This is a genomic window from Pseudomonas putida, assembly GCF_002025705.1.
GTDB classification, from domain to species: domain Bacteria; phylum Pseudomonadota; class Gammaproteobacteria; order Pseudomonadales; family Pseudomonadaceae; genus Aquipseudomonas; species Aquipseudomonas putida_J.
Window position 1 is genome coordinate 6,096,913 of sequence record NZ_CP018846.1, and the last position, 12,591, is coordinate 6,109,503.

Annotated in this window: 12 protein-coding genes; 6 read left to right on the forward strand and 6 right to left on the reverse strand. The window is 63.3% G+C overall.

Translation table 11 applies throughout. The features are described 5' to 3' along the window. The first annotated feature begins 44 nt into the window (after nt 1–44). Nucleotides 45–611 (forward strand): ADP compounds hydrolase NudE, encoded by a 567-nt coding sequence (nudE, locus tag BUQ73_RS27505; protein WP_027917604.1) that lies wholly within the window; start codon nt 45–47, stop codon nt 609–611. Further along, nucleotides 608–1,426, forward strand: a complete 819-nt coding sequence (gene cysQ, locus BUQ73_RS27510) for a 3'(2'),5'-bisphosphate nucleotidase CysQ (protein WP_079230441.1) — start codon at nt 608–610, stop codon at nt 1,424–1,426. Before nudE ends, cysQ begins: the two co-directional genes overlap by 4 nt. A 146-nt stretch (nt 1,427–1,572) precedes the next feature. Here cysQ and BUQ73_RS27515 read toward each other — a convergent pair whose 3' ends face one another. From BUQ73_RS27515 to rfbC, 5 genes are read right to left on the reverse strand one after another with little or no spacing between them, the layout of a single operon-like run. Then, complete coding sequence (locus BUQ73_RS27515; protein ID WP_079230442.1) at nt 1,573–2,028, reverse strand: YiiD C-terminal domain-containing protein; 456 nt, start codon at nt 2,026–2,028, stop codon at nt 1,573–1,575. After that, the gene (locus BUQ73_RS27520; RefSeq protein ID WP_079230443.1) at nt 2,025–3,434 is read right to left on the reverse strand and encodes a sigma-54-dependent transcriptional regulator; all 1,410 of its coding nucleotides are present in this window, start codon (nt 3,432–3,434) and stop codon (nt 2,025–2,027) included. Before BUQ73_RS27520 ends, BUQ73_RS27515 begins: the two co-directional genes overlap by 4 nt. After that, nucleotides 3,431–5,245, reverse strand: coding sequence for a sensor histidine kinase (locus tag BUQ73_RS27525; RefSeq protein ID WP_079230444.1), 1,815 nt, complete (start codon nt 5,243–5,245; stop codon nt 3,431–3,433). Before BUQ73_RS27525 ends, BUQ73_RS27520 begins: the two co-directional genes overlap by 4 nt. 38 nt (nt 5,246–5,283) lie before the next feature. Then, a complete protein-coding gene (gene rfbD, locus BUQ73_RS27530) occupies nt 5,284–6,144 on the reverse strand; it encodes a dTDP-4-dehydrorhamnose reductase (protein WP_079230445.1) in 861 nt (286 codons plus the stop codon). Then, the gene (rfbC, locus tag BUQ73_RS27535; RefSeq protein WP_060485626.1) at nt 6,141–6,683 is read right to left on the reverse strand and encodes a dTDP-4-dehydrorhamnose 3,5-epimerase; all 543 of its coding nucleotides are present in this window, start codon (nt 6,681–6,683) and stop codon (nt 6,141–6,143) included. The genes rfbD and rfbC overlap by 4 nt, the downstream gene beginning before the upstream one ends. Nucleotides 6,684–6,797: 114 nt before the next feature. Here rfbC and BUQ73_RS28430 point away from each other — a divergent pair, with 114 nt between their 5' ends. The 3 genes from BUQ73_RS28430 (at nt 6,798) to BUQ73_RS27545 (ending at nt 8,624) form a co-directional block, all read left to right on the forward strand. Next, nucleotides 6,798–6,950 (forward strand): hypothetical protein, encoded by a 153-nt coding sequence (locus tag BUQ73_RS28430; RefSeq protein WP_161492859.1) that lies wholly within the window; start codon nt 6,798–6,800, stop codon nt 6,948–6,950. Between the two features lie 186 nt (nt 6,951–7,136). Beyond that, nucleotides 7,137–8,243, forward strand: coding sequence for an agmatine deiminase (gene aguA / locus BUQ73_RS27540; protein WP_079230446.1), 1,107 nt, complete (start codon nt 7,137–7,139; stop codon nt 8,241–8,243). Nucleotides 8,244–8,426: 183 nt separating this feature from the next. Further along, nucleotides 8,427–8,624 carry a hypothetical protein gene (locus tag BUQ73_RS27545; protein WP_079230447.1) on the forward strand — a complete coding sequence of 66 codons (198 nt, stop codon included), beginning with the start codon at nt 8,427–8,429 and terminating at the stop codon, nt 8,622–8,624. 79 nt (nt 8,625–8,703) lie between these two features. Here the strand turns inward: BUQ73_RS27545 and BUQ73_RS27550 are convergent, their stop codons facing one another. Then, on the reverse strand, nt 8,704–10,806 hold the full coding sequence (locus tag BUQ73_RS27550; RefSeq protein ID WP_079230448.1) for a TonB-dependent receptor: 2,103 nt from the start codon (nt 10,804–10,806) through the stop codon (nt 8,704–8,706). A gap of 443 nt (nt 10,807–11,249) precedes the next feature. On the opposite strand from BUQ73_RS27550, the gene BUQ73_RS27555 reads away from it, so the two are divergent. Beyond that, a complete protein-coding gene (locus BUQ73_RS27555; protein ID WP_079230449.1) occupies nt 11,250–12,569 on the forward strand; it encodes an OprD family porin in 1,320 nt (439 codons plus the stop codon). Nucleotides 12,570–12,591 lie beyond the last annotated feature (22 nt).

Genomic DNA, 12,591 nt, shown 5'->3' on the forward strand with positions numbered 1-12,591 from the left:
GCTAGCCACGGTATAGTAACGCGTTCACGCCAAGGAGCCGCCCCATGCGCCAGAAACCCACCGTCCTCAGCCGCGAAATCGTCGCCAGCAGCCGCCTGTTCCGGGTTGAGGCCGTGCAACTGCGCTTCAGCAATGGCAACGAGCGCACCTATGAGCGCCTGGTTGGCCGTGGCAATGGCTACGGCGCGGTGATGATCGTGGCCATGCTCGATGCCGAGCACGCGGTGCTGGTGGAGGAATACTGCGGCGGCACTGATGAATACGAGCTGTCGTTGCCCAAAGGCCTGATCGAGCCGGGTGAAGACGTGCTGGCCGCCGCCGACCGTGAGCTCAAGGAAGAAGCCGGCTTTGGCGCTCGCCAGCTGGAGCACCTGACCGAGCTGTCGCTGTCGCCTGGCTACATGAGCCAGAAGATCCAGGTGGTGCTGGCCAGCGACCTCTACGAGGAGCGCCTGGAGGGTGATGAGCCGGAGCCCATGCGGGTCGACAAGGTCAACTTGCGCGAGCTTGCGGCTCTGGCCATGCACCCACAGTTCAGCGAGGGGCGGGCGCTGGCGGCGCTGTACCTGGCCCGCGACCTGCTGATCCAGCGGGGGCTGCTCGAAGCATGAACGACCAACAACTGATGCACGAAGTGGTCAAGCTCGCGCAGGTGGCCGGCGAGGCCATCATGCCGTTCTGGCGGGCCGATGTGGCCGTGACCAACAAGGCGGATGATTCGCCGGTGACTGCCGCCGACCTGGCTGCACATCGGGTCATTGCCGATGGCTTGCTGGCGTTGGCGCCGCAGATTCCGGTGCTCTCCGAAGAGGACTGCAATATCCCGCTGGCCGAGCGCCAGGGCTGGAGCCGCTGGTGGCTGGTCGATCCGCTCGACGGCACCAAGGAATTCATCGCCGGCAGCGAGGAATTCACTGTCAACATCGCGCTGGTCGAGAACGGCGAAGTGGTGTTCGGCGTGGTTTCGATGCCGACCAACGGCCGCTGTTATTTCGGCGGTCGTGGCCTGGGAGCCTGGCGCTCCGAAGGGGCTGCTGAGGCACTGCCTGTTCACGTGCGTAATGCGCCGCCTGCCGGTGGCCGTTTCACCGTGGTGGCCAGCCGTCGTCATTCCAGCCCGCAGCAGGAAGCGCTGCTGGCTGGCCTGGGCGCTGCTGTGGGTGAACTGGAGCTGGCGAATATCGGCAGCTCGCTGAAGTTCTGCCTGCTGGCCGAAGGCAGCGCCGACTGTTACCCACGCCTGGCGCCGACTTCGCAATGGGACACGGCGGCGGCGCAGGGTGTACTGGAAGGTGCCGGTGGCGAGGTGGTCGAGGTGGATGGCCAGCCGTTCCGCTACCCGGCGCGTGAATCGTTGCTCAACCCGTTCTTCCTGGCCTTGCCTGCAAACGCTGCCTGGCGCCAGGCATTCCTGAGTCTGATCTGATCGCGGCCCTCGTGGGAGCGGCCTTGCGTCGCGAAAGGGCTGCGTAGCAGCCCCGGCGATTCATGCTTTTGCAATAAGATCCTGGGGCCGCTGCGCGCCCCTTTCGCGACGCAAGGCCGCTCCCACAGGGGGGCGCGCCAGCTTTGTCAGCGGTGCAGGACGTACTGCCCGCTGAAGGTGACGGCGGGCTCGTCAGTGCCGGCATTGCTGACCGTGGTCTGCAGCGTCAGCCGGGCCCGGCCACGGCGCTGATACATCGTCAGGAACCGCTCCCAGGTCTTGTCGTCCGGCGCCGGGCAACGAGCCACCGCGGTGCCGGTCACCGGTAGCGGATAATTGATCTGGCCTTCCTGAATGACGATATGCCCGTCATCGATCCCCAGTTCGCGCAGGCGCAGGTGCAGCCAGCCCCAACCCACCAGCACAGCGGCGCAGTACAGGCTGCCGCCGAACATGGTGCTTTTGTGATTGACGTTGGCCGCCAGCGGCAGTTGCAGGCGCAGGGTCTGGGCTTGCCAATCGATGACCTCCAGGCCCATTTCACGGGTCAGTGGAATGTCGCCGTGCAGCACGGACTGCAGGTATTGGCTATCGGAACTCATGGGCGATTTTCCTCGTGGTCGTCACTGCCGCTGCTACCGCCTTCGAAATGCAGGCCGTGCTTGCGCAGCTTGTCGTGCAGGGTCTTGCGCGGGATGCCGAGGGCTTCGGCGAGGCTGCGCATGGAGCTGTGGGGCTGGGCCAGTTCGGCAGCGATCAGCGAGCGTTCGAACTGTTCGACCTGTTCGCTGAGATTGCCCAGCAGGATCGGCGCCGCGGTGGCAGCCGCCGCCGGTGCCTGGCCATCGAGGGCCAGCTCAAGGCCCAGGGCAAAACGTTCGGCGGCGTTTTGCAGTTCGCGCACGTTGCCTGGCCAGTCATGGCGCAGCAGCATGGCCCGCTGGGCAGGTTGCAGGCTGTGAGGTGGCAGGCCATGGCGCTGGCTGGCGGCATCGGCGAAGTGCTGGAACAACACCAGGATGTCGTCGCCGCGTTCGCGCAAAGGCGGTATGCGCAGCGGCGCCACGTTCAGGCGGTAGTAAAGGTCGGCGCGGAAGCGGCCCTGGTCGGAGGAGGTGCGCAGGTCTTCCTTGGTGGCTGCGATGACGCGGATGTCCAGCGGGATAAGCTGGTTGCCACCGAGTCGCTCGACCACCCGCTCCTGCAGCAGGCGCAGCAGCTTCACCTGCACGTCCAGGCTCATGCTCTCGATCTCGTCGAGGAACAGCGTGCCGCCGTTGGCGAACTCGAACTTGCCGATACGGCGCTTTTGCGCGCCGGTGAAGGCACCTGGCTCGTGGCCGAACAGCTCGCTTTCGACCACAGATTCGGCCAGCGCGCCGGCATTGATGGCCACGAATGGGCCTGCGCGGCGGCTGGACAGGTCGTGCAGGGCGCGGGCGACCACTTCTTTGCCGGCACCGGTTTCACCGAGGATCAGGACGTCGGCGCGGGTGCCCGCCAGGGCGCCAATCTGCTCACGCAGGCGCTGCATCGACGGTGAGTGGCCGACCAGCCGGGTGGCCAGTTGCTGGCGGTCACTCAGGGCCAGGCGCAGGCTGCGGTTGTCCAGCACCAGGCGGCGCAAGGCCAGAGCCCGGCGCACGCTGTCGAGCAGGGCGTCGCTGGCAAAGGGCTTCTCCAGGAAGTCGTAAGCGCCCGCGCGCATGGCCTGCACCGCAAGCGGCACATCGCCGTGGCCGGTGATCAGCAGCACCGGCAGTTCACTGTCGCGGCCGTGCAATTGCTCGAGCAGCTGCAGGCCGTCGATGCCGGGCATGCGGATATCGCTGACCACCACGCCCGGCCAGTCGGGCTCGATGCGCTCGGCCAGGCCTTGGGCGTCAGCCAGGGCGACCACCTTGAGCCCGGCCAGATCGAGGGTCTGGCTCAGGGCCTGGCGTAGATGTGGGTCGTCATCGACCAGGATCACCTGGGCCTGGCTGTCGATGTAAGGCTCGGTCGTCATGCCGAGGAGTCCTCCGAAGTGGGCAAGGTAGCGCCGGGTGGGGCCACGCGCAGTTGCAGGGTGAGCAGGGCGCCACCTTCGGGGTGGTTGGCCAGCAGCAGTTCACCGCCCAGGGCGCGCATCAGGCTTTCGCAGATGGCCAGGCCCAGGCCCAGGCCTTGGGTCCGGGTCTTGGTGGTGAAGAACGGCTCCTTGGCGTGCTCCATGGCCTGGCGGCTGAAGCCCGGGCCGTTGTCGCGAATGTACAGGTAGACGTAGTCATCGCGCTGTTCGGCACTCAGCCACAGACGACGAGGATTGGCCTTTTCGGTCAGGGCGTCGAGGGCGTTGGCCAGCAGGTTGCCGAGTACCTGGCGCAGGCGGGTTTCGCCGGCCTGCACCCACAGCGTGGCCTCGGGCAGGTCGCGGATCAGCTCCACGGCCATGGCCCGGCGGCGCTTGGCCAGCAGGGCCAGGGCGTCATCCAGTGCCGGTTGCAGGGCAACGCTTTCCGGCGCGTGGCGGTCGCGGCGGGCGAAGGCGCGCAGATGGGCGATGATCGAGGCCATGCGCCCGGTCAGTTCACCAATCAGCTTGAGGTTGCCGCGGGCGTCCTCGGTGCGCTGGTGGTCGAGCAGGATTTCGGCGTTTTCCGCGTAGCTGCGGATCGCCGCCAGGGGTTGGTTGAGCTCGTGGCTGATGCTCGCTGACATGGTGCCGAGCACCGACAGCTTGCCGGCCTGGACCAGTTCGTCCTGGGCGCGCACCAGCTCCTGCTGAGCGTTCTCGCGCTCCAGCACGGCACTTTTCAGCCGGGTGTTGAGGCCTTCGAGGGCGGCGGTACGCTCGGCCACACGTGATTCCAGCTCCTGGCGGCCACGGGCCTCGAAGTCGATGCGGTCGATGTAATGGCGCCGCCGCTGCATCACCAGGCCGGCGAACAGCATCAGCACCAGCAGTGCGCCGGCGCCGATCGCCATTACCGTCTGCACCGAGCGGTCGACCAGCAGGCGGGGGGCGAGGATGCTCACCTGCCAGCCGGTTTCCTTGATGTCGCGGGTCTGGGTGAGCCAGGCGTCCTGGTTGAGCACCAGTGGCTGAGGGGCCTGGGTCGGGTAGGGCTGTATGGCGATGATCGCCTGGCGCTCGGCTTCGGTCAGCGCGCGGGTGGCGCGAAAACGCCAGTCGGGGCGTGAGGTGAGGATCACCACGCCATTGTGGTCGGTCAGCAGCAGTTGCTCGGGGGTACGGCCCCAGAGGGTTTCGGTGTGGTCCAGGTCGACCTTGACCACCAGCACGCCAACGATGCGCTCGCGGTCTCGTACGGCGGCGGCGAAGAAGTAGCCGCGCTTGGCCGAGGTGGTGCCCTGGCCGAAGAAGCGCCCCAGGTGCCCGGCCATCGCTTCGTTGAAATATGGGCGGAAGGAGAAATTGCGGCCGACGAAGCTGTCCTGCTTGTCCCAGTTGGAGGCAGCCAACGTGTTGCCGCTGACGTCCATCAGGTACATCACTTCAGCGCCAGTCTGGTGGACGATGTCCTTGAGCAGGCGGTTGGCATTGGTCACCGCCTCAAGGCGGAACGGGTCGGCCAGTACACCGCGCAGCGCCGGCAGGTCGCCGAGGATCTGCGGCAAGGTTTCGTAGCGGTGCAGGGTGCCGAGCAGGTTGGCGACGTACAGGTCGAGGGTCTGGCGGTTCTGCGAGGCCAGCTCGTCCTGGTAGTAGCGCTCGGCCAGATGGTGCAGTGGCCACAGCAGGGGTGTCAGGCACAGGGCCAGCAGGGCCAGGCTGCGCCAGCGGGGACGGCGAGGGGGCGTGGGTTTTGCAATCATCGCGTAAATGCGCCAGATGGGTCTGGCGCAATTATGCGCTACTTGAGGCAGTCGATCAGCGCTTGCTGCCAGTGCGGCAGGTGTACGTCCCACTCACGGGCCAGGCGCGAGCAGTCCAGGCGTGAGTTGGCCGGGCGACGCGCCGGGGTCGGGTACTCGCTGGAAGGAATCGGCAGCAGCTCGGCGCAGGGCAGGCCGCGCGCCTTGAGCTGTTCGCCAATAGCCTGGGCGAAGCCGAACCAGGACGTTTCGCCCTGGGCGGCCAGGTGGTAGGTGCCCCAGGCGCCGCGCTGCCCGGCTTGCAAGCGCTCGATCAGTTCGCGGGTGGCGATGGCAATGGTCGTGGCCCACGTGGGCGCGCCGATCTGGTCGCTGACCACGCGCAGCTGCGGTTTTTCCTGCAGCAGGCGTTGCATGGTCAGCAGGAAGTTGCGCCCGTACAGCGAATAGACCCAGCTGGTGCGCAGAATCAGGTGCTCGCCATCCACTGCAGCTATCGCCTGCTCCCCGGCCAGTTTGCTGCGGCCATAGATACCCAGCGGGTTGGGGCGGTCGAGCTCGGTGTAGGGAAGGGCTTTTTCACCATCGAAGACATAGTCGGTGGAGTAGTGAATCAGCGGCGCCCCCAGGCGCACCGCCTCTTCGGCCAGAACCCGCGGGCCGTCTGCGTTGATCGCGAAGGCCAGGTCAGGTTCGCTTTCGGCCTGGTCCACCGCAGTGTGGGCGGCAGCGTTGATGATCAGCTGCGGGGCCAGGCGCCGCAGTGGCTCGCGCAGCGCCTCTGGGCGAGCCAGGTTCAGTTGATCGCGGCCAAGCACATGCACTTCGCCGTGCCCGCTCAACTGTGCCTGAAGTGCCTGAGCGACTTGGCCATTGTGGCCACAGACGAGGATTTTCATGGGAACAGGTCCGCGTCTTTCAACAGCACGGCTGCCTGGTCCTTGGCCGACAGGGTCGGGTTCTCGACGCCCCAGTCGATGGCCAGGTCAGGGTCGTCCCAGCGGATCGAGCGTTCGGCGGCAGGGTTGTAGTAGTCGGTGGTCTTGTACAGGAAGTCGGCCGATTCGCTTAGCACCAGGAAACCGTGGGCGAACCCGGGCGGGATCCAGAACTGCAGGTGGTCAGTGGCGGTCAGGCGCCGGGCCACCCAGCGTCCGAAGTAAGGCGAACTGCGGCGGATGTCCACCGCCACGTCCAGCACTTCGCCCTGCACCACGCGCACCAGTTTCCCCTGAGGGTTGTCGATCTGGTAGTGCAGGCCGCGCAGCACGCCGCGCTGTGAGCGCGAATGGTTGTCCTGGACAAAATGGCCGTCGAACCCGGTCTGTTTCTTGAATTCGCGGGCATTGAAGCTTTCGAAGAAGAAGCCGCGGCTGTCGCCGAAGACCTTCGGTTCGATGATGACTACGTCGGGTATCTCGGTCGCTATGATGTTCATGGAAATTCTTCGGTCAGTGTGCTGATGGTCCGACCTTGAAAGGTCCGCTCTAAGTCCGCCACCTTGGCCAACTGAGCCTAGATCGGCTGGCGGTGAGCCAGCACGAGCCCACCTGTGGATTTCATCTTCGTACCGGGTTATCGGCCACAAGCACGGTTTCCCAAGCTTGAAGATGAAACAGGTTTCATCTTGAGGCTTTTTGGCACCCTGGTGCAGCTTGCGCCAAGCGATTATATCGAACGTCGAGCCTGGATTGACCTTGGCTGACCGCTTGTCGATCTATATCGATAATAATTGGGGTTTTATTGATTACTCATCGTTAAAAAGGCTTCTAAAGTCGATATCTATCGGTTATAAATTAGCCAATCGCGACGGGCATGACGCACCGCCGGAAATGTCACATTCACTTGCTATCCATCGACCATCGGCCTAGTGCCTTTGCAGAGGTTACCCATGAAAACCCTCAACTCCACCCCCCGTGCCGACGGTTTCCACATGCCCGCCGAATGGGCCCCGCAAAGCCAGGTCTGGATGGTCTGGCCAGAGCGTTCGGACAACTGGCGCCTGGGCGGCAAGCCAGCCCAGGCAGCGCACGTCACCCTGGCCAAGGCCATCGCCCGCTTCGAACCGGTAACCGTGGCCGTTTCCGCAGGCCAGTACGAAAACGCCCGTCGCCAGCTCGACCTGCCGAACATTCGTGTGGTTGAAATCAGTAACGACGATGCCTGGGTGCGCGACACCGGCCCGACCTTCGTGATCAACGATCACGGTGAAGTGCGTGGCGTGGACTGGGGCTTCAACGCCTGGGGCGGCTTCGACGGTGGCCTGTATGCGCCCTGGAACCGGGATGAGGAACTGGCGGCCAAGGTGCTGGAAATGGAACGCTGCCAGCGCTACCACACCGAAGGGTTCGTGCTTGAAGGCGGTTCGATCCACGTCGATGGCGAAGGCACCCTGATCACCACCGAAGAGTGCCTGCTCAACCGCAACCGCAACCCGCACCTGAATCGCGAGCAGATCGAAGAGATCCTGCGCGAGCAGCTGGCGGTGGAAACCATCGTCTGGTTGCCCGATGGCCTGTACAACGACGAAACCGACGGCCACGTCGACAACTTCTGCTGTTACGTCAGCCCGGGCGAAGTGTTACTGGCCTGGACCGATGATTCCAACGACCCCAACTACGCCCGTTGCCACGCCGCCTACGAGGTGCTGAAAAACACCCGTGATGCCAAAGGCCGCCAGTTTGTGGTGCACAAGATGCCGATCCCCGGCCCGTTGTTCGCCACTGAAGAAGAATGCGCTGGTGTCGATCAGGTGGCCGGTAGCCAGGAGCGCGACCCGTCGGTGCGCCTGGCCGGTTCCTATGTGAACTTCCTGATCGTCAACGGCGGCATCATCGCACCGAGCTTCGACGACCCGGCAGATGCGCAGGCCAGAGCGATTCTGGCCAAAGTCTTCCCGGACCACGAAGTGGTGATGATCCCGGGTCGTGAACTGCTGCTTGGCGGTGGCAACATCCATTGCCTGACCCAGCAGCAGCCGGCACCGGCCAAGCGCTGAGACCTGCCACACGAAGAAGCCCGTCAGATGACGGGCTTTTTTTTGCTCCGACGATATCCGGAAGCCTGGGTGGCATACGTTTTGTATTGTTTTCAGAGAGTTACCCAGGCAGGCCGGGCTCTCCGTACTGTAACAATCACGACGTAAATTAGCCGCTCACGGGCCCAGGGAGTACGTGTGGACATGAACGCAGCAAGTGAGTCGGCTTTGCGCCCATCGGCAGTCAATCATCAATCGCTCGGCATTCTGGCGCAGTGGTTGAAACACCATGGAGGCAAACGGGTCAGGACGACCGACCCACGACGTCTGCTTGACGGCCGCTATCCTCAAGGGCTGATCAGCGATGCTGAGCTGGATGCGCTGCTGGGGGTCTGGCACTGACCAGGGCAGGAGCCCGCCCCATGAAAACGCCACCGCAAATGCGGTGGCGTTTTCATTTGTGCACGGAGCAAAAAGCTGATCAGAAACTGTAGGTACCGGTCACCACCAGGCTGCGCGGGTCGCCGACCTGGATCTGCGCGGCGCTGGTCGCCGAGCTGTAGTAGGTCTTGTCGGTGATGTTGCTCAGCGCTGCCCGCACATCCCAGTCATGGGTACGGAACCCCGCCAGAGCATCCCAGCGGCCATAGCCTGGCATGACCGTGGTGTTCTGGTTGTCGGCGTAGCGTTCGCCGACCAGCGTCAGCCCGGTCTCGGCATACCAGCCCAGTTCGGGTTTCCAGGTCAGGAACAGGCTGGCGTTGCGTTTTGCCACATCGTTGATGCGATTGCCTTCCAGGCCATTGTTGTCCTTGACGATGGTGGCGTCCTGCAAGCCAATGCCGCCACGTACGTACCAGTTGCCGACGACATTGCCGGTGGCAGTCAGTTCGATGCCGCGCGAGCGCTGCAGGCCGCTAAGCAGGGTGATTTCCGGGTTGTTCGGGTCGCGGGTGCGGCGGTTGTAGAGTTCCAGTTCATAAATGGCGAGGGTGGTGCTCAGGCGTTCGTCCAGCCAGTCGCTCTTCACCCCGATCTCTTTCTGCCGGGTCAGCTCCGGGCTGGTGTCGTTGGTGTTGCCCGGCGCGCCTGGGGTAATGCCGATCAGACCACCGCCGACGGGCGAGAATGTCTTGCTCCACGAGGCATAGAAGGAGTGATCACGCCACGGTGTGTAGACCACGCCCAGGCGCGGGCTGGTGGTATTGCTGTCCTGCTTCTCGGACAGGTTGCGGACCTTGTTGGTGGTCTGCACCTCGAACTGGTCGAAACGCACCCCGGCCAGCAACTGCCATTGGTCATTCAGGCGGATCTGGTCTTGCAGGTAGAGCCCGCGGCTGTCGACCACGGTGTGATTGTCGCTCGACACCACCATACGGCCATTGTGCTGCAGGCTGCGGTCGGGGTGGTAGACATCAAGGCTGGGTACCGGGCTGCCACCGGCCGAGACCGGTGCGGCGGTATACAGTGTCGGGTCACGGCGTTGATTGCCGAACTCCAGCCCGATCAACAGCTTGTGTTCCAGGCCAAGGGTGGCGAAATCACCTTCGGCTTCCAGGTTGTTGAACAGGTTGCGGGTGGTCAGGTCTTGCTGCCAGCGCTGGCGGGTAACCGTCCTGGTCTTGGCGTTGTAGCCAGTCAGGTAGGTGTTGTCGAACTCGCTGTCGAGCTTGAACAGGCCTAGGGTGTGGCGCAGTTGCCAGGTTTCGTTGAGCTGGTAATTTAGGCGAGAGCGCAACGACTGCGCACGGTCGTCGATGTAGTCGCGCTGGGTGTCGCCGTAGGTGGTGCTGCGGCCGACATCCGCCGGGCGCCCGTCGACACCGGGAATGCCACGGTCAGGCGTGCGGTTGTAGCGGCTGTATTCGTACTGCACCAGCCAGTTGAGGTCGGGCGAGAGCTGCCAGCTCATCGACGGCGCGAACAGCTGCCGGCTACCGTCGATGCCATCGCGGAAACTGTTGTTGTCCTGGTTGCCCATGTTCAGGCGCAGGCTGATGTTGTCGGTCGGGTCGGTACTGAGGTCGGCATACAGGCTGCGCAGGTCTTCACTGCCACCCTGGGCTTCGATCGACGAGCGCCGCCCTTGCTCGGGTGCCTTGCTCACCCGGTTGACGATGCCACCCTGGCTGCCACGGCCATACAGCACAGCGGCCGGCCCTTTGAGTACTTCGACCCGCTCGATGTTATGCAGGTCGCGAATGTATTGGCTGTCGTCGCGGATGCCGTCCAGATAAAAGTCGTTGCTGGCCTCGAAGCCACGAATACGTACGCTGTCGAAGCGCGTATCGGCACCACTGCTGACGTTGGGAATGCCTTCCAGCGCCTTGCCCAGCGTATTGCTGCCGTAGTCCAGCACGTTGGCGGTCTTCACCGTGTCGATGGCTTGCGGCACATAGCGCACCGGCGTCGACGTACGGGTCGCGGTGCTGACCTCTTTGACCTGTGGGTTGTCTTCTTCGCGCTCGCTTTCTGCAGTTACCGAGAGTTCGGGAAGTGTGGTGCTGGTGGCGCTGGCCAGGCTGGCGCTGATCAACAGTGACAGGCCAAGGCCAAGTGAGGGCAGGCGATTGGGGGCAAGCATCAGAACATCCGGGCAGGGGTAAATGAAAAATAGGCGCGAATGGTAATGCTTGTTATTTACTGCTGCCTGGGTATTTGTAAAGGCTTGTCTTTACATATGTATCAGTTTGTAAATTCCGCTTTCCTCGGGCCGAACCCGAACAGCCTTACAGAAGAAAAAATGCCTGCCGATTGCTTCTGGCGATATGAGAATGCACCAGCTACAGCCGTTAAATTGGTTATATCAACCTGCAATTCACGAGTTTTTGACATTTGTAATCGCACACAGCTAGGATTCGGCCAACGCTTGCTGGCCACCCATGGCCATGCTGCTGCGAAAGGCCCGCCACACGATGATCGGCGGGCTTTTCAGTTCGGATCCGCATAGCGTCGAACCTACGAAGGGGCGTTGGTTCCTGGCGTAATTGTGCAAAGCGTTTTTGATTTAGAAATAAGGAAAACAACATGTTGAAAACCAGGATCAGCCTGGTCGCCCTGGCGATGATCGCCGCGACCCAGGCTCAGGCCAACGATCAGGCCGACAGCAAGGGCTTCGTCGAGGACAGCCACGCCAACGTCCTTCTGCGCAACGCATACATCAACCGTGACAAGAAGCACGGTACCGATGACCAGATCGAATGGGGCCAGGCAGCCATTGCCAACTTCTCCTCTGGCTTCACCCAGGGCACCGTCGGTGTCGGCGTCGATGCATTCGGCCTGTACGCCGTGCGTCTGGACGGCGGCAAAGGCCACAACGGTGGCGCCGGTGTCGACTTCTTCAAGCCGCACAACACCGTGAATGCCGATGGCAACGCCAGCGGCCCGCACGACCTGGCCCGTGCCGGCGCGGCCGTGAAGTTCCGCATCTCCAACACTGTGCTCAAGTACGGTGACCAGATGCCGGCACTGCCAGTGCTGCAATACGACGATGCCCGCCTGCTGCCAGAAAGCTTCACCGGCACCCTGATCACCTCCAAGGAGATCGCGGGCCTGGAGCTGAACGCTGGCCGTTTCACCCAGGAAGCTCGCAAGAGCGCCGAGCGTCGTGACGGTGGCGGCCTGAAGTCGATCAACGTCTTCGGCGGCAGCTATAAGTTCACCGACAACTTCACCGCTTCGCTGTACACCGCAGACAACGAAGACGTGATGAAGAAGCACTACCTGGGCCTGAACTACGTCTTCCCGATCGCCAGCGACCAGTCCCTGACCCTGGACTTCAACGGCTACAAATCGGACATCGACCACAAGTACGTGCAGGAAGCCGGCCTGAACGGCGACTCCAACACCATCTGGAGCCTCGCTGCGACCTACGCCTACGGCGCGCACTCGTTCACCCTCGCGCACCAGCGCAGCACTGGCAGCACCGGCTACAACTACGGCTGGTACCAGAATGAAGGCGGCGTGGGTGACGGTGGTTCGACCATCTACCTGGCCAACTCCTACTGGTCCGACTTCAACGCTGAAGACGAGCGCTCCTGGCAGCTGGGCTACGGCCTGGACTTCGGTGCCTACGGCATCCCGGGCCTGACCTACAAGCTGGCCTACGTGGTGGGTGACAACATCAACACCCGCAACGTCAAGAACCCGCAGGGCTTCGGCGAAGGTAAAGAGCGCGAGATCTTCAACCAGATCCGCTACGTCGTTCAGGGCGGCCCGGCCAAGGACCTGTCGATCAAGCTGCGCAGCTCGTTCGTTCGCACCAACAACGCTGTACAGCAGAACGGTTACAACGACGACGGCAACGAAGTCCGCGTATTCGTCGAGTACCCGATCAGCATCTTCTGATCCTGACCGAGCGTCTCGAGCA